Here is a 22,195-nt window from a genome sequence, read left to right on the forward strand (position 1 = left end):
CAGTCAGCTGCACTTATCGGTTCAGGAAAACGCCGATTCTACAAAGAGCAGCGGGTACAGGGAAATCACCAGCAGCAGGGCCATCAGGACATTGAACAGCATCAGCCAGCGCGGATTCTGCAACAGATTGCGCAAAGCACTGCCAAACATCACCCAAACGCCCACGCTAGGCAGGTTGACCAGGGCGAACACGGCCGCGATCACGATCACATTGAGCACATAGCCTTGGGCCGGGGTGTAGGTGGTGATGGCGCCGATTGCCATGACCCAGGCTTTCGGGTTGACCCACTGAAACGCCGCTGCACCCAAGAAGCTCATCGGCTTGGCGGTGCCACGGTCACTGGCGGAAATCGGCCCGGAGGTGGCGATCTTGTAGGCCAGGTACAGCAGGTAGGTGGCGCCGGTATAGCGCAGGATGGTGTACAGCGGCGGCCATGCCTTGAACACCTCGCCCAGGCCAAAACCGACTGCCAGTACCAGAACCATGAAGCCGATACTGATCCCCATGGCATGCGGGATCGAACGGCGCACACCGAAGTTCACCCCTGACGCCAGCAGCATGGTGTTATTCGGCCCCGGGGTGATCGAGGAAACGAAAGCGAAGAGCACAAAGGCTGTCAGCAGGTCGAATGAGGCAAGCATGGCGAAGTTCGCTGTATCGGGGTAAGAGGTGCAAGCACAGTAGCTGAGCGGCACCCCACCCCTACCCATACAGTTACCTGAAATTATTCAGATACACATTACTGTACCGAAACTGTACCTCACGGCGTTGCCACAGGCGTCGCAGCGTTCACCGGTACCGCCAGTTGCAGCACCTCATTGGTGTACGCCCACGCTTTCTCGACCTCGTCCGGATGATCATTCAGGCGCATCCCGTAGGATGGAATGATTTCGTGCAGTTTGGCCTGCCACGGCGCCGAGGCCATCTTGTCCTTGAACACCTTCTGCATCAGGTCGAGCATGATCGGAGGCGCCGTCGAAGCGCCCGGCGAAGCACCGAGCAAGCCGGCAATGCTGCCATCCTTGGAGGCGACCACTTCGGTACCCAGCTTCAGCACCCCGCCCAGGTCCTTGTCCTTCTTGATGATCTGCACCCGCTGGCCAGCCTGCCACAGCCGCCAGTCCTCCTGCTTGGCATTGGGGAAATAGGTCTTCAGCGCGTCAAAGCGATCATCGTCCGATTGCAACACCTGGCCGACCAGGTACTGCACCAGATCAAACTCACGCACGCCCACGCGCATCATCGGCCAGACATTGTGGGTAGACATGCTGGCGAACAGATCGAGCAACGAGCCCTCTTTGAGGAACTTGGTGGAGAACGTGGCAAACGGGCCAAACAGGATCACCTGCTTGCCATCGAGCACTCGCGTATCCAGGTGCGGCACCGACATCGGCGGCGCACCGGTCGAGGCGATGCCATACGCCTTGGCCATGTGCCGCTTGGCAATCGTTGGGTTGTCGGTCACAAGGAACGAGCCACCGACCGGGAAGCCAGCGTAGTCCTTCGCTTCGTCGATACCGGCCTTTTGCAGCAGTGGCAGCGCCGCGCCGCCTGCGCCGATGAACAGGAACTTGGTGTCAGTGGCGGCTTTGCTGCCGTCCTTGAGGTTTTTGTATTCGACGTGCCAGGAGCCATCGTCGTTGCGGCTGATGTCCTCGACCTCGCTCGACAGCTTCAAGTCGAAATTCGGCCGGGTTTGCAGGTAGCCCACGTACTGGCGAGTGATCTCACCGAAGTTGACGTCGGTGCCGATCGGCGTCCAGGTCACGGCAAGCTTCTGATTGGGGTCGCGGCCTTCCATCATCAGCGGCACCCATTGCTTGATCTGCCCTGGGTCTTCGGAATATTGCATGGGGCGGAACAACGGGCTTGCCTGCAGCGCCTCATAGCGTTTTTTCAGGAAGCGGATGTTGTCATCGCCCCAGACAAAACTCATGTGCGGCGTGGCATTGATGAACGAGCGTGGGTTCTTCAGGACTCCGCTCTTGACCTGCCAGGCGAGAAACTGCCGAGTGATCTGGAACGACTCGTTGATCTCTATCGCCTTGCTGATGTCGATCTTGCCGTCTTTCTCGGGCGTGTAGTTCAGTTCGGCCAATGCCGAGTGGCCGGTACCGGCGTTGTTCCAGCCGTTGGAGCTTTCTTCGGCCACCTTGTCCAGGCGCTCGACCATCTGCATCGACCAGCCCGGCTCGAGTTCATTGAGCCAGATGGCCAGGGTCGAGCTCATGATGCCACCGCCCACCAACAGCACATCGACCCGCTTGGTGTCCGCCGCCTGGGCGTTGAGCATACCCAAAGTCAGGGTCATGCCGGCCAGTGCCAGTTTTGATTTGATCGTGATGTTCATGTCTTCTCCTGCGAGGCGCTGCGGGCCTCGATCTGCTCTGCGTGGGGCTCCATGCCGTGCTCCGTCAGATTTAACCTGGGTTCAAGCTTAGCTGAGCAATTCGCTCGGGCATTGCCAGGAACGGCGCCTCCCCGCGAAAGGCTCACCCAGACGACCACAGGCACTTGCAACAAACACCATCTGCAAATACTGTATGAATATTCAGTATTTCGAGTAGCCCACATGCAGCTCATCGCCAAACTCGGCATCCTCGCCGATGCCGCCAAGTACGACGCATCGTGCGCCAGCAGCGGCGCACCCAAGCGCAGCTCGCGCGGTCGCGACGGGCTGGGCGCCACCGACGGCATGGGCATCTGCCACAGCTATACGCCCGATGGTCGCTGCGTCTCGCTGCTTAAAGTGCTGCTCACCAACTTCTGCCTGTACGACTGCCAATACTGCGTCAACCGCCGCTCGAGCAACGTGCCACGCGCGCGTTTCACCCCCGAGGAAGTGGTGCGCTTGACCCTGGATTTCTACCGGCGCAACTGCATCAGTGGGTTGTTTCTCAGCTCGGGCATCATCCGTTCGGCCGACTACACCATGGAGCAGCTGATTCAGGTTGCACGGCTGCTTCGTGAAGAACACGAGTTTCGCGGTTATATCCACCTCAAGACCATTCCCGATGCCGATCCGCTGTTGATCGAAGAGGCTGGCCGTCTGGCCGACCGCCTGAGCGTCAACGTCGAACTGCCGACCGATGCCAGCCTCAAGCGCCTGGCGCCGGAAAAACACGCGCACACCATTCGCCAGGCAATGGGCACTATCCACCGCGGTCAGCTGGCCGTTGCTGGCGAACCACGCGCGCCACGCTTCACCCCGGCCGGGCAAAGTACCCAGGTGATCGTGGGCGCCGACGACACCGATGACCGCACCCTGCTGGGTAATGCCGAATCCCTGTATCAAGGCTATGGCCTCAAGCGCGTCTACTACTCAGCGTTCAGCCCGATCCCGGACAGCCCCGACAGCGTCCCCCTGGCCGCACCACCGCTGCTGCGCGAGCACCGCCTGTACCAGGCCGACTTCCTCATGCGCGGCTATGGCTACAAGGCTGGCGAGCTGTTCAGCCAGGCCGCCAACCTGGCCTTGGACATCGATCCCAAGCTTGCCTGGGCACTGGCCAATCGCGAGGTTTTCCCGCTGGACGTGAACCGTGCCGAGCCGGCCCTGCTGGCGCGCATCCCGGGTATTGGCCTGCGTAGCGTCGAGCGCCTGGTGGCGCTACGTCGCGAACGGCGCATCCGCTACGACGACCTGATCCAGCTGCGCTGCGTGCTGGACAAGGCGCGGCCATTCATCGTCACCAGCGATTACCGCCCTGCCCAGTCTGAACTGCGCAGCGGTTTGCTGCGCGAGCGCCTGCGTGAACCACAAGCGCCGGTGCAGATGGGGCTGTGGGGATGATTGCGCTCGACTGCGACGGGCATTTCAGCACCTGGCGCGAACAGGCGCGGCGCCTGCTCGGGCATGGCATCGACCCTGCCCAGGTGAGCTGGGCGCAAGGCCCCATGGATGACTTGCTGGCAGTGCCGACGCCCTTGCCCGAGGGCCCCGGACCGTTTCGGGCGAAGGTACCCGCAGCCTTGCTGACCCTGCTTGAACAGGCCGCGCGCTATCGCGGCGAGCAGCGCTGGAACCTGCTCTATGAAGTGCTCTGGCGCGTCGCCCATGGCGATCGTACGGCCATGCTCGCCGGTGATCGCCTGGGCAGCGAACTGCACCGGCGGATCAAACAGGTCAGCCGCGAAGCGCATCATCTGCATGCCTTCGTCCGCTTCGTGCCCTTGCCCGAAGCGCTGGCGGCGCAATTGCAGCTGGACCTGGTGGCCTACCACGAGCCGGCGCATGACATCCTCGAAAGCGCCAGCGGCCACTTTGCCGATCGCCTGGGGCGGCAGCGCTGGTTGATCGCCACCGACCGTGATGCGGTGCGCTTCGATGGCCAGGCCTTGGACTACCATCGGCTCTGTCCTGAGCAGTGGCGGCAGTGGGCGCGGCATGCCGATGATCCGGGGGCGGACCTGTGGCGTACCTATTACCGGCATACCTTCAATCCGGCGCGGCTCAACCCCGACGCATTGCGCCTGCACATGCCTGGGCGGTTCTGGCGGCATTTGCCTGAAGGCATGCTGATTCCGCAGTTGATGGGCTTGGCGCGCCAGGGCAAGCAGCGCGATGGGCAGGCGGCGGAAGTGGCGCAACAGGTAGGCAAACGGATCAGTGCAAGCGTTGGTCCGGCTGATCGGTCTCAGGGTTGATTTGAACGTGGGGGCGCTTAGCGCCTAAACCTGAAAGTTGGCGCGTTCACTGTGGGAGCGGCCTTGTGTCGCGAAATGAGGGCGCAGCCCTCACCGGCATCACCTCCAGATACGATCCGTTCGCCCACTGCAATCCGGTCACGGCTACCTTGGGTTCATCTCTCCAATTGCGCCAAACAACCGTGCAGGTCTGGTAAGGACAACTGGCGATTACCCGCATTGGGAATTTTTTTGGTTGTGAGTCAGCTGGTGAGGGCTTCGCCCTCATTTCGCGACACAAGCCCGCTCCCACAGCGATCGCGCTCACTTTTAGGTTTGGTGCAGGACAGAATTTGCCACAGAGGGCGGTGCTGCTTTTGCCCGCGAAAATGCCAAAATCGCCACTCACAGGCGTCCAGCCAGCTCTAAAAACCATCCATTTGCATCACAAATGTGAAAAATTCATCAAAAAAATTGGCGCGCTGGTCTTTTTTGCTGCGACAAATCCTGACACACTAATTGCTAATCATTCTCAGACGCAGAATTATTTGCTATCAATTGGTCAGGAACCGCTGCTCATGTCGCGCCCCTCTTCGCAACGCCGCTTCAGCCCCTCACGCAATTTACTGGCAGCTGCTATCTGCATGGCCACGATGGCCCCGGCAATGGCTGACGATGCCGCAAAGCCCAAGGAAGCGGCGCAAGCGAACCCAGCAGTCATGGAACTCGGTGCCATCGAGGTCAGTTCCGACGCGCTGGGCAGCACCACTGAGGGCACCCGCTCGTACACCACGGGCTCCATGTCGACCGCGACCAAACTGCCCATGAGCATGCGCGAGACGCCGCAAGCGGTAACCGTGATCACCCGCCAGCGCATGGATGACCAGGCAATGACCAGCGTCAACGATGTGGTCAAGGCGACCCCCGGGCTGTTTCTTGATGTATCCAGCGGCCCTGGCCGGCAAGCCTACTCAGCGCGGGGCTTCGACATCGACAACCTGATGTACGACGGCATCCCCACGGGCTATACCGGCTGGGTAATCGGGGCGCAGCCCAACCTGGCGATGTTCGATCGGGTTGAAGTGGTGCGCGGGGCGACCGGCCTGGTGACAGGTTCCGGCAACCCGTCGGCGGCTATCAACTTTGTTCGCAAGCGTCCGCTGGCCGAGCAGAAAGTCACCCTCACCGGCGCCGCTGGCAGCTGGGACAACTACCGCGGCGAGATCGACGCCTCCAGCCCGCTCAACGACAGCGGCACCCTGCGCGGGCGAGTGGTGGCGTCCTACAACGACAGCAACAGTTTCATCGACAACGTCGAAGAAAATCACGGCCTGTTCTACGCAGTCACCGAGGCAGACCTGGGCGAGGACACGACCCTGACCTTTGGCTTCTCCAATCAAAAGGACAAGACCAATTACTTCTGGGGTGCCTCGATGGTCGGCCTTGACGGCCATCACCTCGACCTGCCGCGGTCGTACAACCCAGGCACTGACTGGGAGAACAAAGACCAGGAAAACAACACCGTGTTCGCCGAAGTTCGCCAGCGTCTGGCCAACGACTGGAAGCTGCAGGTCAACGCCAACTACACCGAGCAGGATGCCCTGTTCTCGGGCTCCTATCAGTCGCGTTGGGCGCAGGATCAATCACTGGGCCGGACCGTCTACCAAGCCTCCTACGATCAGAAACAGGCAGGCGTGGACGCCTTTGCCAGTGGCCCGTTTCAAGCGTTCGGACGCACCCATGAACTGGTGGTCGGGGCGAGTCGACGCATGGTCGATATGACCGAGCACGACTACAGCCCGTATGACACCAACTGGCCACTCAATGGCGGTAAGCCAGACTTCGTTCGCACAGACGACATCCGCGATGTCATCACCCAGGATGGCGTGTACATGACGACCCGTCTGAGCCTGGCCGACCCGCTGAAGTTGATCCTGGGTGGCCGTCTCGATTGGTACGACTATGACCTGCATGGCGGCGATGACGCTTCGGACTACAAAGTCACCCGCAACGTGACCAAGTACGCCGGCCTGGTCTACGAACTGGATGAACATCACTCGGTCTACCTGAGCTACAGCGACATCTTCACCCCGCAAACCTCCAAGGACACCTCGGGCTCACCGCTCAAGCCGATCGTGGGCAAGAACTACGAGATCGGTATCAAAGGCGAGTACTTCGACGGCGCCCTGAACGCCAGCATGGCCGTGTTCCGAGTAGACCAGGAAAACCGTGCAACGCAGATATTCGTAGAGAACTGCCCGCAGCTTTCCTGCTACGAGGCCTCGGGTGAAATCCGCAGCCAGGGTATCGACCTCGAATTGCAGGGCGCCCTGACCGACAACTGGCAGATTGGCGCCGGCTATACCTACGCCCGCCTGCACACGATCAAGGATGCCGCCAACCCGGAGAAGGTCAACCAGAAGTACGACTCGGATACGCCTGAGCACCTGTTCAAGTTGTCCACCACTTACCACTTCCAAGGCCCGCTGGAGAAGCTGCGCATTGGCGGTAACGTGTACTGGCAGAGCCGCATGTACAACGATTTCGAGGTGGCGGACGGCAGCAACTACCGGCTTGAACAGGGCGCCTACGCGGTCACCGACCTCATGGCCGGCTACCGCGTAAACCAGCACCTGGACCTGCAGCTCAACGCCAACAATATCTTTGATCGGAAGTACTACTCGTCCATCTCCAATTCGTGGCAGTACGGCGGCGATACCTATGGCAACCCGCGCAACATGATGCTGACCGCCAAATACAGCTTCTGATTCCTACACCCTGCCCGCCTGCGCAAGGACGCGCAGCGCTGGAATCCTCCAGCGACCTCGATACGCCTACTCAGGCAGCCCGCCGATCGCCTTTGAGCAGCTTCTTCTGGGCCTGCATCGCCTGCCCGAGCTTGTCCAGCATCGCTTTGTCGAACAACTCCTTGGCCCGCGGAAACAGCTCACTCTCCTCTTCCTCAATGTGATGCTCGAGCAGTTCCTTGAGCACCTTCACCCGCCCGGAAAACTCCAGGGTATCGGGTTGAGTGTGCAGCAGGTCAGGTAGCACCAAGGCGTCGACGGTGCGGTGTTCTTCCTTGGCTTCGTAATACATCTTGGCGTCTTCCTTGTCGCCGGCCTGCTTCAACGCCGGGTAGAGGATGTCTTCCTCGATGGCGGTATGCACCTGCAGCTCATGTTCCAGGCGCGCCAGTAGCTCGGCGCGCTTCTTCAGGGCGCGTTCGGTCGTCGCGGACAGTTCTTCAAGAAGCTTCTTGACGGTCTTGTGGTCATTGACCAGCAGTTCGATAGCGTTCATTCAGCACCTCATCAGTACCGGTTTAAACAGGGACTTGCCAGTGGTGGAGTCAGATGCTGTGGGCGAGGTTCAACAGCGTTGACGGTCGGCTGACGAGTTGCGTCTGCTCCGCCCGCAGCGCACCTTCGAAAGGCGGTGCCATCCACCACCGTGGCCGGACCGGCCTCTTCGCCGGGCAAGCCCTAATGCTGTTCACTTAAGAACGCGCTAAGGTAGAACCTTTCCCCTCAAGGACAACGTCATGCCCTCCCGCGCCAAGCCCTTCCCCAGCCAGCCGCAGCAATCCGGCTTCGTCAGGGTGCGTGGCGCCCGTGAGCACAATCTGCAGAACGTCGATGTCGATATCCCGCGCGACGCGCTGGTGGTGTTCACCGGTGTTTCCGGCTCCGGCAAATCCTCGCTAGCCTTTTCCACGATCTACGCCGAAGCCCAGCGCCGCTATTTCGAATCGGTTGCGCCCTACGCCAGGCGCCTGATCGACCAGGTCGGCGTACCGGACGTGGACGCCATCGAAGGTCTGCCGCCGGCCGTGGCCTTGCAGCAGCAACGCGGCACGCCCAGCGCACGCTCTTCGGTCGGCAGCGTCACCACCCTGTCGAGTTCGATCCGCATGCTCTATTCGCGCGCCGGCAGTTACCCGGCCGGCCAGCCGATGCTGTATGCCGAAGACTTCTCGGCCAATACTCCGCAGGGCGCTTGCCCGGAGTGCCAGGGCCTGGGACGGGTCTATGAAGTGACCGAGGCCACCATGGTCCCCGACCCGTCGCTGACCATTCGCGAGCGCGCAGTGGCGGCCTGGCCGATGGCCTGGCAGGGGCAAAACCTGCGCGACATCCTCGTGACCCTCGGCTATGACGTCGACATCCCTTGGCGCGACCTGCCACAAAAACAGCGCGACTGGATTCTCTACACCGAAGAAACCCCGACAGTGCCGGTGTACGCCGGCCTCACCCCGGCACAGACCCGCACTGCGCTCAAACGCAAGCTCGAACCCAGCTACCAAGGCACGTTCAGTGGCGCGCGACGTTACGTGCTGCACACGTTCATGCACTCGCAGAGCGCGCAGATGCGCAAGCGCGTCGCCCAGTACATGCGCCCCAGCCCCTGCCCGCTGTGTGCCGGCAAACGCCTGAAACGCGAAGCGTTGAGCGTGACCTTTGCCGAGCTGGACATCGCCGAACTGTCGCAGTTGCCCTTGCAGGACCTGGCCGAAGTCCTGCGCGCCGTCGCCGCACCGGCGTACCTGCAGCACCCAGACGAAAGCGGTGCGACGCTCACCCATCAACAGACCCGCGAGGCGCGCCAGCAACGCGCGGCCAAGGGCAAGCCGGCCCACAGCGGCGGCCCGGATGTGCGCCACACGCCCAACCTGTCGCTGGAAAAGCGCCTGGCCGCCCAGCGTATCGCCGCTGAACTGTTGGAGCGCATCAATACCCTGATCGATCTCGGCCTGGGTTACCTGGCGCTGGAGCGCAGCACACCGACCCTGTCTTCGGGCGAGTTGCAGCGCCTGCGCCTGGCCACCCAGCTCAATTCACAGCTGTTCGGCGTCATCTATGTACTCGATGAGCCCTCGGCCGGCCTGCATCCCGCCGACAGCGAAGCGCTGTATGCCGCCCTGCAGCGGCTCAAGCAAAGCGGCAATTCGGTGTTCGTCGTCGAGCATGATCTGGACACCATGCGCCGCGCCGACTGGCTGGTCGACGTGGGCCCCGCCGCCGGCGAGCATGGCGGGCAGGTGTTGTACAGCGGCCCGCCTGCTGGCCTCGCACAGATCGAGCAGTCGCGCACCCGCGCCTACCTGTTCAATGACCAGGCATCTGCCCCACGCCAGCCCAGAGCCGCGCAGGACTGGCTGCGCCTGGAAGGCATCACCCGCAATAACCTGGATAACCTCGACGCGCAGTTTCCGCTGGGCTGCTTCACCGCCGTGACCGGTATTTCCGGCTCTGGCAAGTCCAGCCTGGTCAGCCAGGCCCTGCTGGAACTGGTCGGCGCCCACCTCGGCCAGCCCGAGCAGACTGCCGAACCGGAAGAGCAGAGCCTGGAAGACCAACCGCAAGCAACCAGCAGCGGCCAGATCGTCGCCGGGCTGGCCTCGCTCAAACGCCTGGTCAAGGTCGACCAGAAGCCCATCGGGCGCACGCCGCGCTCCAACCTGGCCACCTACACCGGGCTGTTCGATCACGTGCGCAAACTGTTCGCCGCCACCGACCAGGCCAAGGCGCAGGGCTTCGATGCCGGGCGTTTCTCGTTCAACGTCGCCAAGGGCCGCTGCGAAACCTGCGAGGGCGAGGGATTTGTCAGCGTCGAACTGTTGTTCATGCCCAGTGTGTATGCACCCTGCCCCACCTGCCACGGCGCCCGCTACAACCCCGAAACCCTGGCCGTGACCTGGCAAGGGATGACCATCGCCGATGTGCTGGGTATGACCGTCGACCAGGCCCTGCAGGCATTTGCCGAACAGCCTGCGACCCGCCGCAGTTTGCAGGTGCTGCAGGACATCGGCCTCGGCTACCTGCGCCTCGGCCAGCCGGCTACCGAGTTATCGGGCGGTGAAGCGCAGCGGATCAAGCTGGCGACTGAACTGCAACGCAGTGCCCGCGGCGCGACGCTGTATGTACTGGACGAGCCGACCAATGGCCTGCACCCGCAGGATGTCGATCGGCTGCTGCTACAGCTCAACCGCCTGGTCGATGGCGGACATAGCGTGGTGGTGGTTGAACATGACATGCGGGTGGTGGCGCAGAGTGATTGGGTGATCGATATCGGGCCGGGGGCAGGGACTGCCGGCGGTAAGGTGGTGGTCAGCGGTGTGCCCGAGGATGTAGCGAAGTCTGGCCAGAGCCGCACGGCGCCGTTTTTGCAGAGCGCGCTGAACTGATGGCGGCAGCCCTCTCCCAACTCACGCTAACTCATTGATTTAGCACAAACCTGTAGGAGCGGGCTTGCCCCGCGAAACCGGCAGCGCCGGTGTCATACATCACGGTGGCAGGCCTGGCCTCTTCGCGGGACAAGCCCGCTCCTACAGGGTATGCGACGGGTTTGCCGACGTTTTCTTCACCGCATCACTAATAGAACTGACGCTAACTCATTGATATAGCGAAATCCTGTAGGAGCGGGCTTGCCCCGCGAAACCGGCGAAGCCGGTGCCATCCACCACGGTGGCTGGACTGGCCGCTTCGCGGGACAAGCCCGCTCCTACAGGGTATGCGGCGGGGTTGCCGACGTTGTTCTTCACCGCATCACTAGTAGAACTGACGCTAACTCATTGATATAGCGAAATCCTGTAGGAGCGGGCTTGCCCCGCGAAACCGGCGAAGCCGGTGCCATCCACCACGGTGGCTGGACTGGCCTCTTCGCGGGGCAAGTCGGGGCGCCGGACCAGTCGAAAAGGGGCGCAAAGCACCCCCAAGCCTTGAGCAACCCACGCAATAGGGACGCACTCCCCGCGATAAAAGCCCACTGAAAAGTTGCCGATTGAGCCACCACTTCTATATTCACTGAACCCAGCCCACCCACGCCTGCGTCGAGGGCGACCATGGCCAGCACCGCCCAGTTGATCATCTGCGAGCACTGCGACTGTGTGTACCAGAAAGCCCCGCTCGCCAAGCATCAGAAAGCCCTGTGTGTGCGTTGCGCAGGCGTGCTCCAGCGCTACAACGGCCTGGCGGTAGACCAGCGCCTGGCGTTGAGCCTCACGGCGGCAGTGCTGTGGCTGTTCGCCAACTTCTATCCCGTCATGAGCATCAGCCTGCAGGGCCTGAAAAACAGCGCCACGCTGTGGGACTCGGTCTTGGCACTGAGCCAAGGGCCGATAACCTTCATGGCCATGGTCGCGGCAATCTCGATCATCATCGCCCCCGCTTTCCAGTTGACCCTGCTCATCTGGGTCCTGAGCTTTGCCTTGGCCGACCGCCGCGCCCCAGGCTTCAAGCTTTGCATGCGCTGGCTGGAGACGTTGCGGCCCTGGAGCATGCTTGAAGTGTGCCTGCTCGGGGCCATGGTCGCGGTGTTCAAACTGGCCGGGATGCTCGACGTGCTACCCGGCCTGGGCCTGTTCGCCCTGGCGGTGCTCAGCCTGTTGTTGATCCGCATCGCCGGGCGCGACATCCGCGACCTGTGGGAGATCCTGTGAGCCGCCCGCCAACCGCCAGCGAGCTCGACCTGTGCCTGTGCCACAGTTGCGGGCTGGCCTGCGACATGCGCCAGCAGCCGCAGCATTGCCCGCGCTGCGACGCCCCGCTGCACAGGCGCAAGGTCAATTCACTGACCCGCAGCTGGGCTTACCTGCTGGCCGCGCTGGCCTTCTACGTGCCGGCCAACCTGCTGCCGGTGATGAATACGACCATGCTCGGCAACGCCGCCGACAGCACCATCATGAGCGGCGTGCTGGAATTTTGGGAGCATGGGGCATGGGACATTGCCCTGATCATCTTCGTCGCCAGTATCGCCGTGCCGGGGGTCAAGTTCGTCGCCCTCTCGCTGCTGCTGGTGACAGTCCAGCGCGGCAGTGCCTGGGCGTGCAAGGAGCGCTCGAAGCTGTACCGCTTCGTCGAGCTGATCGGCTACTGGTCTATGCTCGATGTGCTGGTGGTGGCCCTGGTCGCAGCGCTGGTGAAGTTCCAGGCCTTGGGCGATATCGAACCGCGCCCGGGCATTCTGTTTTTTGGCATGGTGGTGGTGTTGACGATGCTCGCAGCCATGAGCTTTGACCCTCGGCTGATCTGGCCAGCACCATCCTCGGAGGAGTCCACGGACGATGTCAGCCAGCCCTGATACACCCCGCGAACCTGCCCGTCCGGAGATCAAGACGCGCCGTTTCAGCGTTTCGCTGGTATGGATCGTGCCAATTGTTGCGGTGCTGGTGGGCATCTCGCTGGTGATTCACAACACGCTGCAGGAAGGCCCGACCATTACCCTCAACTTCAAGACTGGCAGCGGCCTCACCGCGAACAAGACCGAAGTCAAATACCGCAGCGTGGTGATCGGCCACGTGTCCCATGTCGAACTGAGCGATGACCAACGCAGCGTCAACGCCACAGTGAAACTGGACAAACAGGCCGAAGGCTTCACTCGCGAAGACTCGCAGTTCTGGGTGGTGCGCCCGCGCATTGGCGCAGGTGGCGTCTCGGGCATCGACACACTGCTCTCCGGCGACTACATCGGCGCCGACATCGGCCAATCGAACAGCCGTGCCAAGCACTTCAAGGGCCTGGAAAACCCGCCACCGATCACCTATGGCGAGCCCGGCAAGCGCTTCACCTTGCACACCCAGGACCTCGGCTCGCTGGATATCGGCTCGCCGGTGTACTACCGCAAGATCCCGGTCGGCCAGGTGGTGGCGTATGCACTGGATGCCGATGGCAAAGGGGTCAACATCGAAGTGTTCATTCACGCCCCGAACGATGCCTACGTTACTGACAACACCCGCTTCTGGAACGCCAGCGGTATCGACGTCAACGTGGGCGCCAACGGCTTTGCGGTAAAGACCGAATCGCTGACCACACTGCTGGTCGGCGGCATCGCCTTCCGGGCACCGGACTACAGCCCCAACGACACCGTAGCCGCGGAAGACAAGACCTTCGAGCTGTTCGCCGACCAGCAAGGTGCACTGGCCCCACCCAACGGCCGCGCGCAATACCTGACCCTGCGCTTCGACCAGGCCATGCGCGGACTGAAGGTCGATGCGCCGGTCGAGTTTCTCGGCGTGGAGATTGGCAAGGTGGTCTCAGTCAATCTCGACTTCGACGAGGTCAAGCGCAGTTTTCCGATCAACGTTGGCATCGTGGTCTATCCGCAACGTCTCGGCCAGGCGCACAAAAAACTGCTCAAGGCGCTCAACCACAACCCCGACGACATCGCCGCCACTGCGCACATTTTCAGCACCTTCGTCGACAACGGCCTGCGCGCCCAGGCGCGCAACGGCAACCTGCTCACCGGCCAGCTGTACATTGCCCTGGACTTCTTCCCGAAAGCGCCCAAAGTGGACTTCGACCTCAATGCCAGGCCCATCGCCATTCCCACCTTGCCGGGCAGCCTGGAAATGCTCCAGGAGCAGTTGCAGGCAATGGTCGAAAAAATCAACAAACTGCCGGTGGAGCGCATTGCCAGCAACCTTGACGGCAACCTGCTTGAGTTGCGCAAGGGCCTGACCCAGTTCAACAGCCGCACCCTGCCCAGTGTGCAGACCACCCTGGCGGACGTCAGCAAGACCCTGCAAGCGGCCAGCTCTACGTTGGCCGAAGACTCGCCGCAACGGGAGAAACTCAGCGAGACCCTCGACGAGCTTGGACGCATGTCGCGCTCGTTGCGAGAACTCTCCGATTATCTTGGACGCAACCCGGAGTCGCTGATCCGCGGCCGACCCAACAACGCGGCGCCGATCGACCTGCAAGGCCCGCCCCGCAACTGAGCGCAGGAGCGAACAGCATGACATGCCGCCTGAAATTCATCGCGCTGATGACCCTGTCGATACTGAGTGCGTGCCGTAGTGATCCGATCGCATTTCATACCCTCACCCCCACCGACGTCGCGCGGCATGCTGTGGGTAGCGAGATCGACATCGAAAGCGTCAGCGTACCGCCGCAAGTCGACCGGGCGCAGATCGTCATTCGCCAGGGCGCCAGCGGCCTGGCTATTCTCGAAACCCAGTGGTGGGGCGCGAGCCTGGCTGACGAACTGCGCAGTGCGCTGGCCGAGCAGCTGTATAGCGCCGATACGGCGCGCAGGACGTCGGTGCGTATCATCGTCCAGCGTTTCGACTCGGTGCCTGGCCAGTACGCCCTGATCGATGCCAAGTGGCGCCTGCGCGGCGGCGGCGCAACGCTGAATTGCCGCACTGTGCTGCAGACCCCTGCCGGTGCCGCGATCGATGACGTGGTCAGTGCGCATCAGGGCAACATCAAGGAGCTGGCCAGGCAGATCAACCACGCGGCTCGGGTGAGTCCGTGGGCGTGCCCTGAGCCTGGTGCTCAAGCGGCGCAGTAAGGTGTTTGAAGTTTAGTTCGGCGCCTAGTGAGTTGGCGTGACAGGCACTGGCCAAGTGAGGGAGTGCCTGTCGAGAGCGACACGCTAGACGTTCTTGTTCAATCCCATATGCGCATCATCCATCAGCGCCTTGGCCATTTCGCTGAGGAAGTGCGAAGCCCATACCAATACGGCGTCGTTCTCCATGACGCCGATGAATGAGGCGCGACGGGCGCTGTCGAGCAGCACGGAGGCTTGCTCCAGGGCGTGATCGCAACAGTTGCCGGCTTCGACCCGGAACAGTCGTTTGCCTTCGACGACTCCGTCCAGGCAGGTTGCTGCGCCTACGGTCCAGCCCAGTCTGCCAATGACTACTGGCGGTTCATTGTGCATGTTCAATCCTCTTGGTTTTTTTGGTGTCTGGGCTGGCTCCTACAGGTTCGGCGCCGTGCTTGAAATCGGCACAAATCCTGTAGGAGCTGGCTTGTCCTGCGATGGGCTGCGCAGCAGCCCCCAGGGTCCTCACTAACACCTCTTCGTTAAGGTAAGAAACCAGTCAATGCAGCGTATGCATCTGCGCCTGATCTCGCAGTTGCACCTGCGCCAACGCCGACTCCACCAGCGCGCGAACCGACTGCAGTTCGTGCATGACGGTCAGCAGCATGATCGAGCCCGGCGATTTGGCCAGTAACAACATCGATTGATGGGCGACGGCATAGGCACAGAGCACGAACTCCGAGGCCTGGACCAGCGTGTCTTCAAGGGATTGAGGAAGAGGATTGGAATGGGGTGGATCGGGGACGATCTTCAACATGTACACCTCTAGAGTCAGTGGACCGCCATCAGCCTGCCGTCAAACAGGTGGGTGGCAGTGATACGTGGGTTGACAGACCGAGGACTCTAGAAAACTCGGCGCACGCGAGGTGCCCCACGTACCACCGCCATAGACGTGCACGTGTTCTAGAGATTGGACGGCCTGTCAAAGCCGGTCGTTGAAGGCAACGACCGGCAGAGACTAGGACGCACTCAAGAGCACTTGCAATGGCATAACCGCGGTAAAAGGATGATTCGGAAATGGACTACAAGGTATAGGGAAAATCTGATCCATACCCGTAGGACCGATGGCTAATAAGACAAAAAACGATGCATCTGCGCGCCCTATGCCGGCCGCGGCTCTACAGCCAAGAGCCAAAGCTTCTCACTTCCAGCCCGCCCCTTTACCATTGCCGGTTTTGCAGCAAGGACGCGCTCATGCAACGCATCGTGATTCTCGGCAACGCCGGCAGCGGCAAGTCGACCCTGGCCCGCGCCATCGGCGAACGCCTCGATCTGCCGGTAATCCATCTGGACCGGCTGTTCTGGGAGCCGGGCTGGGTGGAGCCCGATGCCGAGACATTCCGCACCCGGGTGCGCAGCGCCGTGGCGGCAGAGGCCTGGGTCTGCGAGGGCAATTATTCGCGGCGCACGTTCGACCTGAGGCTGCCGCGGGCGGACCTGGTCATCTGGCTCGGCACACCGCGTGTCACCTGCCTCAGGCGGGTCATTCTGCGCAGTGTGCTGAACCGGCCACGGGCTGATCTGCCGGTGGGCTGCAGCGAAAAACTGGACCGGGCGTTCCTGCAGTTTGTCTGGACCTTTGATCGCGGTTATCGGCCCGGCATCGAGGCGAATCGCTTGGCCATCGGGCCGCAGATTCCAGTGGTGCACCTGCGGGGCAACAAGCAGATATCAGCGTTTCTCGATGGGTTGCCTAGCGCAACATCGGTGGCAAAAGGACTGCTCAGCAACAGCCCAGCCGCTAACCCTTGACCGGCGCTGGCATGACCTGCACATGGCCATGCTCCACCCCACGCTCCGACATCAACTGCCGCGACAACTCGACCACCTCGCCACTGGCCCCCTGCAGCACCGATACTTCAAGGCAATGCCCGGCATCCAAGTGCACATGCAAGGTCGAGCGGGTCAGGTCGTGGTGGGCATGGAAGGTCTGGTTGAGGCGCTTGGGCAACTCGCGGGTCTCGTGATCATACAAATAGCTCAACACCGCCACGCATGGCGCCGTCTCGGCCAAGGGCTCGCATGCCTGCAGGCCATTGCGCAGCAGATCACGAATCGCCTCCGAACGCCCCTGGTAACCATGCTCTGCCACCCGCCGATCAATAACGTCGAGCAGTTCCTCATCCAGCGTGACGGTAATCCGTTGCATTTTGTTACTTCCAGTAAGAAGTTTCTGCCTAGACATCATACCCACCCCTCTCTAGGCTACGGCCTCCGTGAAGTGGGGGACGCAGTGTGAAGCAGCAGCCAGACAAACGAAAGCCCGCCCTCTGGGGCCTATGCCTGCTGGCCGCCAGCTTGTGCACGCACGCCGCCAGCGAGACCGGGCCAAGCCCGACGCTGGTCTATTCGTGGCCGGTCAACGCCGGCCCGCTCGACCCACGCGGCTATGCGCCGAACCAGATGTACGCCCAGGCCATGGTCTATGAACCGCTGGTGCGCTACAGCGCAGACGGATCACTGCAGCCTTGGCTGGCCACCGCGTGGCAGATCTCCGACGATGGCAAGAGCTACACCTTCACCCTGCGCGATGGCGTGCGCTTCAGCGATGGCACGCCGTTCGACGCGCTGGCCGCCAAGGCCAACCTCGATGCAGTCCTGGCCAACAGCCAGCGCCACCGCTGGATGGAGCTGGTGACCACCCTCGACCACGTTGAAGCGCCCGACCGGCTGACCCTGCGCCTGGTGCTCAAGCATCCGTATTACCCGACGTTGATGGAGCTGGCCCAGGTCCGCCCGTTGCGCTTTGCCTCGCCCCTGGCAAAACCCGGACAACCCGCCGGCACCGGCCCGTGGATGCGCGTCGAGAGCCGCCTCGGCGAGTTTGATCGCTTCGCCCGCAACCCTGACTATTGGGGGCCGAAACCCGCCTACGGCGAAGTCCTGGTCAAGGTCATCCCCGACCCCAACAGCCGCGCGCTAGCCCTGCAAGCTGGCGAACTGGAGCTGATCCAGGGCGCCGCTGGCGAGATCACCGCTGGCACCTTCGTGCGCCTGCGCGAGCACGGTTTCGCCACTGCGCTGTCTGCCCCGCTGGCCACCCGCACCCTGGCAATGAACACCGGCCGTGGCCCGACCCGCGAGCTGGCGGTACGCCAGGCCATCAACCACGCGCTGGATAAACAGGCGATCATCGACAAGATCCTCTACGGCCTGGAGCCCCGTGCCGACACCCTGTTCGCGCCCAACATGCCCTACGCCGACCTCGGCCTGAAGCCCTACGCCTACGACCCTGCCCTCGCCGCCGACGAACTGGACCGCGCTGGCTGGACGCTCGCCGCGGGCGCTTCGGTGCGCAGCAAAAACAGCGAGCCGCTGTCGATCGAACTGGTGTTCCTCGGCACCAGCGCCTTGCAGAAGAGCCTCGCCGAAGTGTTCCAAGGCGAGCTGGCCAAGCTCGGTATCAAGATCGAGCTACGCGCCGTCGAGGATGGCGCGCTGGTGCGACGCCAGCGCGACGGTGACTTCGGCATGATCTTCGCCGACACCTGGGGCGCGCCCTACGACCCGCACTCGTTCGTCAGCTCCATGCGCTATGCCGGCCACGCCGACTACATGGCGCAACGCGGCCTGGCCATCAAGGACGAGCTGGACCAGCGCATCGCCCAGGTATTGGCCAGTACCGACGAACAACAACGTGCCGCGCAGTACCGCTTCATCCTCACAACCTTGCACGAACAAGCTGTCTACCTGCCGATTTCGTACCTCACGGCGATCAGCGTGCGCCGCAATACCGTGGGCAACGTGAAGTTCGGCAGCACCTTGTTCGACGTGCCGTTCGAAACCATGACACCGACCCGGGAGCACTGACCGATGCTGCGCTATATCCTTCTGCGCCTGCTGTTACTGGTGCCGGTGATGCTGGCGGTGTCGCTGCTGGTATTCGTGCTGCTGCACCTGGGCAGCACCGACCCGGCACTGGACTACCTGCGCCTGTCGCATATCCCGCCGACAGACACTGCCATCGCCGAAGTCCGCCAGGCGCTGGGCCTCGATCGCCCGCTGTACGTGCAGTACTGGAGCTGGCTGTGCAATGCCCTGCAGCTGGATTTTGGTATCTCTTACCTGACCGGTCGGCCGGTGCTCGACGACCTGCTGTACTACCTGCCCGCGACCCTGCAACTGGGTGGCCTGGCCCTCGCCTGCACCCTGTTGCTGTCAATTCCGCTGGGGCTGATCGCCGCCCGCTGGCAGGGCCGCTGGCCCGATCATGCGGTGCGCGCAGTGACGTTTCTTGGCGTATCCATGCCCAATTTCTGGCTGGCATTTGTGCTGATCGCGCTGTTCTCGCTGTGGCTCGGCTGGCTGCCTCCGCTTGGCCGTGGCAGCGCCGGGCACCTGGTCATGCCAGTGCTGGCGATCGCCCTGATGTCGATGTCGATCAATGCCCGGCTGCTGCGTGCCAGCCTGCTCGAAGCCAGCGGCCAGCGCCATGTCACCTACGCCCGGGCCCGTGGCCTGCCGGAGCGGCGCGTCTGGCGCGGGCATATCCTGCGCAATGCCTGGCTGCCGCTGGTAACCGCTACCGGCATGCACATTGGCGAGCTGATCGGCGGCGCGCTGGTGATCGAGACCATCTTTGCCTGGCCGGGTGTCGGCCGTTTTGCAGTGTCGGCGGTTCTCAATCGTGACTTCCCGGTAATGCAGTGCTTCACCTTGCTGCTGACCGGCTTGCTCATGCTGTGCAACCTGGTGGTGGACGTTTGCTATGCCTGGCTCGACCCACGCAGCCGTCTGCAGGGGGTCAGTGCATGAGTGTGGTAGCCCTCCTTCGCCAGACCCCACTGAAAGGCAACTACAGCCTGCTGCTGGGCAGCGTCCTGGTCGGCCTGCTGGTGCTCCTGGCGCTATTCGGCCAGTGGCTGGCCCCGCACGATCCGGACCTGGTCGATCTCGGCCAGCGCCTCCTCGCGCCCAACGCCAGCCATTGGCTGGGCACCGATCACCTGGGCCGTGATCTGCTCTCGCGGCTGATCGTCGGGACCCGGCTGTCGCTGGGCAGCGTGATGCTGACGCTGGCCCTGGTGCTGGCCCTGGGGCTGCTCATCGGGGGGGTGGCGGGCTTCGTCGGCGGCAAGCTCGACCTGCTGCTGATGCGTCTGTGCGACATGTTCATGACCTTCCCGACCCTGGTCCTGGCGTTTTTCTTCGTCACCCTGCTGGGCACTGGCCTGAGCAATGTGATACTGGCCATCGCCCTCTCCCACTGGGCCTGGTACGCGCGCATGGTGCGTGGTCTGGTCATCGCCCAGCGCGGCCGCGAGTACCTGCTGGCCTCGCGCCTGGCCGGCGCCTCGCGCTGGAGCCGCCTGCGCCAGCATGTACTGCCGAACATCGCCGGGCCGTTGCTGGTGTTGGCCACCATGGACATCGGCCACATGATGCTGCACGTCTCCGGGCTGTCGTTCCTGGGCCTTGGGGTGACTCCGCCGACCGCCGAATGGGGGGTAATGATCAACGATGCCAAGGAGTTCATCTGGACCCATCCGCAGCTATTGCTGCTGCCGGGGCTGATGATCTTTTTCTCGGTGATGGCCTTCAACTTGCTTGGCGACGCCTTGCGCGACCGCCTCGACCCGACCCAGGAGACGCGCTAAGTGGCTGCTTCATGCTTGGAAATCCGCGGCCTGCAGATCAACGGGCGAGCAGGCCCGTTGGTGCGTGGGGTAGACCTGCAACTACGCCGTGGCGAAGTCTGCGCATTGGTCGGCAGCAGCGGCTCAGGCAAGTCGCTCAGTTGCCTGGGCATGCTTGATCTGCTGCCGCAGGGGCTGCTGCGCACGGCCGGTGAACTGACCCTGGATGGCCAGTTGATCGACCCGGCGCAGGTTCGCGGTGGCCTGGCCAGTCTGGTCCTGCAGAACCCGCGCAGCGCCTTCAACCCAGTGCGCAGCATGGCCAGCCATGGCCTGGAGACGTTGAAACTGCGCGGCATCAGCGGCGCCGCCGCTCGCCAGCGGATGGAAGACTGCCTGGACGCGGTCGGCCTCGGCGACCGCCAGCGGGTGCTCGAATCGTTCGCCTTCCAGCTCAGTGGCGGCATGCTGCAGCGCATGATGATTGCCCTGGCCCTGATGGCCGAGAGCCCGTTTCTGCTGGCGGATGAACCGACCAGTGACCTCGACGCCCTGAGCCAAGCGCGTTTTCTCGACCTGCTGATGACATTGGTCGACCGGCATGGGCTGGGCGTGCTGTTGGTCACCCACGACATGGGCGTGGTGGCCCGTTGCGCCGAGCAGGTAGTAGTAATGGAGGCCGGTTGTATTGTCGAACGCCAGCGCGCCGAGGCGCTGTTCGACAATCCCCTGAGCAGCAGCGCGCAGACCTTGCTCGAAGCCCATCGAATACTGACCGGGAGTCACCCATGAGCCTGCTTCAGGTGCACCATCTCGACCACGGCTATCGCACCGGTGGCCTCCTGCGCAGGCGCGGCTGGCTACCAGTGCTTGATGGCATCGACCTGCAACTGATGGCGGGCGAGTCAATCGGCCTGCTGGGCAGCAGCGGCAGCGGCAAGAGCACCCTCGCCAGGCTGCTGCTTGGCCTGGAGCGACCGACCCGGGGTCAGGTGTGCTTTGCCGGCAAGGATGTCAGCCAGTTACGCGGCGAGCCGGCGCGGGACTTTCAGCGTGCCGTGCAGCTGGTGTTCCAGGATGCGCCCAGCGCGTTCAACCCGCAGCGCACGATCGGCTGGAGCATCGCCGAGCCGCTGCGTCACCTGAGCGACATGAACCCGGCGGCGCGCCGTGATCGGGTGCTGCAATTGCTCGAACAGATGGGTTTGCGCGCCGAGCACGCCGAGCGTCTGCCGCAACAGCTGAGTGGCGGCCAGTTGCAACGCGCCAATATTGCTCGGGCGCTAGCGATCTCGCCGCAGTTGGTGGTGCTCGACGAAGCTTTGTCCAATCTGGATCGGGTGCTGCAGTTGCAGCTGTTGCAACGGCTGGATGCGTTACGCCGAGAGAGCGGTACCGCGTTTGTGCTGATCAGCCATGACCTGAGCCTGGTGAGTTATTTTTGCCAGCGTGTGGTGGTGTTGGACGCAGGCAAGATCGTCGAGGACCGGGTGGTCGATGAGGGGTTGGTGTTCGAGCATCAGGTAGGCAAGGATCTGCAAGCGGCGGTGTTGCCGGGCAGGCCTGCGCCAAAGCCTTTGCGTCGCCCACAGCCTGTGTGATTGCCCCTACCGGTGAACTCATTAAGAAAATTCCCACAGCGGTAACAGAATCGCCCTACTTG

General features: G+C 62.7%; 20 protein-coding genes. 14 read left to right on the plus strand and 6 right to left on the minus strand.

The features are described 5' to 3' along the window. Positions 1-21 precede the first annotated feature (21 nt). The gene (locus tag J3B00_RS17695; RefSeq protein WP_209869412.1) at positions 22-642 is read right to left on the minus strand and encodes a LysE family translocator; all 621 of its coding nucleotides are present in this window, start codon (positions 640-642) and stop codon (positions 22-24) included. A 119-nt stretch (positions 643-761) separates the two neighbouring features. Next, on the minus strand, positions 762-2,351 hold the full coding sequence (mqo, locus tag J3B00_RS17700) for a malate dehydrogenase (quinone) (RefSeq protein ID WP_209869416.1): 1,590 nt from the start codon (positions 2,349-2,351) through the stop codon (positions 762-764). Positions 2,352-2,573: 222 nt separating this feature from the next. Between mqo and J3B00_RS17705 the strand changes: the two genes are divergently transcribed. The 3 genes from J3B00_RS17705 (at position 2,574) to J3B00_RS17715 (ending at position 7,395) form a co-directional block, all read left to right on the plus strand. After that, a complete protein-coding gene (locus J3B00_RS17705; protein WP_209869419.1) occupies positions 2,574-3,794 on the plus strand; it encodes a putative DNA modification/repair radical SAM protein in 1,221 nt (406 codons plus the stop codon). Then, complete coding sequence (locus tag J3B00_RS17710; protein WP_209869422.1) at positions 3,785-4,648, plus strand: TIGR03915 family putative DNA repair protein; 864 nt, start codon at positions 3,785-3,787, stop codon at positions 4,646-4,648. Before J3B00_RS17705 ends, J3B00_RS17710 begins: the two co-directional genes overlap by 10 nt. 557 nt (positions 4,649-5,205) lie before the next feature. After that, entirely contained in the window at positions 5,206-7,395 is a 2,190-nt protein-coding gene (locus J3B00_RS17715) for a TonB-dependent siderophore receptor (protein WP_209869425.1), read from the plus strand. A gap of 70 nt (positions 7,396-7,465) precedes the next feature. Here the strand turns inward: J3B00_RS17715 and J3B00_RS17720 are convergent, their stop codons facing one another. Then, complete coding sequence (locus J3B00_RS17720; protein WP_209869428.1) at positions 7,466-7,930, minus strand: hemerythrin domain-containing protein; 465 nt, start codon at positions 7,928-7,930, stop codon at positions 7,466-7,468. A 241-nt stretch (positions 7,931-8,171) separates the two neighbouring features. Between J3B00_RS17720 and uvrA the strand changes: the two genes are divergently transcribed. The 5 genes from uvrA to J3B00_RS17745 all read left to right on the plus strand — a co-directional run bounded on the left by uvrA (position 8,172) and on the right by J3B00_RS17745 (position 14,920). Beyond that, a complete protein-coding gene (uvrA, locus tag J3B00_RS17725; protein WP_209869431.1) occupies positions 8,172-10,814 on the plus strand; it encodes an excinuclease ABC subunit UvrA in 2,643 nt (880 codons plus the stop codon). Between the two features lie 657 nt (positions 10,815-11,471). Next, positions 11,472-12,068 carry a paraquat-inducible protein A gene (locus tag J3B00_RS17730; protein ID WP_209869460.1) on the plus strand — a complete coding sequence of 199 codons (597 nt, stop codon included), beginning with the start codon at positions 11,472-11,474 and terminating at the stop codon, positions 12,066-12,068. Continuing rightward, positions 12,065-12,709, plus strand: coding sequence for a paraquat-inducible protein A (locus J3B00_RS17735; RefSeq protein ID WP_209869464.1), 645 nt, complete (start codon positions 12,065-12,067; stop codon positions 12,707-12,709). The genes J3B00_RS17730 and J3B00_RS17735 overlap by 4 nt, the downstream gene beginning before the upstream one ends. Next, entirely contained in the window at positions 12,693-14,345 is a 1,653-nt protein-coding gene (locus J3B00_RS17740) for an MlaD family protein (protein ID WP_209869468.1), read from the plus strand. The genes J3B00_RS17735 and J3B00_RS17740 overlap by 17 nt, the downstream gene beginning before the upstream one ends. Positions 14,346-14,362: 17 nt before the next feature. Beyond that, positions 14,363-14,920 (plus strand): PqiC family protein, encoded by a 558-nt coding sequence (locus J3B00_RS17745; protein ID WP_209869471.1) that lies wholly within the window; start codon positions 14,363-14,365, stop codon positions 14,918-14,920. Positions 14,921-15,004: 84 nt separating this feature from the next. Here the strand turns inward: J3B00_RS17745 and J3B00_RS17750 are convergent, their stop codons facing one another. Then, positions 15,005-15,292 (minus strand): DUF3077 domain-containing protein, encoded by a 288-nt coding sequence (locus J3B00_RS17750; RefSeq protein WP_209869473.1) that lies wholly within the window; start codon positions 15,290-15,292, stop codon positions 15,005-15,007. 163 nt (positions 15,293-15,455) lie between these two features. Continuing rightward, entirely contained in the window at positions 15,456-15,713 is a 258-nt protein-coding gene (locus tag J3B00_RS17755; RefSeq protein WP_209869478.1) for a hypothetical protein, read from the minus strand. A gap of 437 nt (positions 15,714-16,150) precedes the next feature. On the opposite strand from J3B00_RS17755, the gene J3B00_RS17760 reads away from it, so the two are divergent. Next, positions 16,151-16,708 carry an AAA family ATPase gene (locus J3B00_RS17760; protein WP_209869481.1) on the plus strand — a complete coding sequence of 186 codons (558 nt, stop codon included), beginning with the start codon at positions 16,151-16,153 and terminating at the stop codon, positions 16,706-16,708. Here the strand turns inward: J3B00_RS17760 and nikR are convergent. Further along, positions 16,698-17,105 carry a nickel-responsive transcriptional regulator NikR gene (gene nikR, locus J3B00_RS17765; RefSeq protein ID WP_209869484.1) on the minus strand — a complete coding sequence of 136 codons (408 nt, stop codon included), beginning with the start codon at positions 17,103-17,105 and terminating at the stop codon, positions 16,698-16,700. The genes J3B00_RS17760 and nikR overlap by 11 nt on opposite strands. 86 nt (positions 17,106-17,191) lie before the next feature. Here nikR and nikA point away from each other — a divergent pair, with 86 nt between their 5' ends. From nikA to nikE, 5 genes are read left to right on the plus strand one after another with little or no spacing between them, the layout of a single operon-like run. Next, on the plus strand, positions 17,192-18,766 hold the full coding sequence (gene nikA, locus J3B00_RS17770; RefSeq protein ID WP_209869485.1) for a nickel ABC transporter substrate-binding protein: 1,575 nt from the start codon (positions 17,192-17,194) through the stop codon (positions 18,764-18,766). Between the two features lie 3 nt (positions 18,767-18,769). Beyond that, complete coding sequence (gene nikB / locus J3B00_RS17775; protein WP_209869486.1) at positions 18,770-19,711, plus strand: nickel ABC transporter permease subunit NikB; 942 nt, start codon at positions 18,770-18,772, stop codon at positions 19,709-19,711. Further along, positions 19,708-20,553: a nickel ABC transporter permease subunit NikC gene (gene nikC, locus J3B00_RS17780; protein WP_209869494.1), complete on the plus strand. Its 846-nt coding sequence runs from the start codon at positions 19,708-19,710 to the stop codon at positions 20,551-20,553. The genes nikB and nikC overlap by 4 nt, the downstream gene beginning before the upstream one ends. Next, a complete protein-coding gene (locus J3B00_RS17785) occupies positions 20,554-21,324 on the plus strand; it encodes an ATP-binding cassette domain-containing protein (RefSeq protein ID WP_209869498.1) in 771 nt (256 codons plus the stop codon). Beyond that, a complete protein-coding gene (nikE, locus tag J3B00_RS17790; RefSeq protein WP_209869508.1) occupies positions 21,321-22,133 on the plus strand; it encodes a nickel import ATP-binding protein NikE in 813 nt (270 codons plus the stop codon). The genes J3B00_RS17785 and nikE overlap by 4 nt, the downstream gene beginning before the upstream one ends. Positions 22,134-22,195 lie beyond the last annotated feature (62 nt).

This window comes from Pseudomonas sp. BP8 (assembly GCF_017875955.1).
GTDB lineage: Bacteria > Pseudomonadota > Gammaproteobacteria > Pseudomonadales > Pseudomonadaceae > Aquipseudomonas.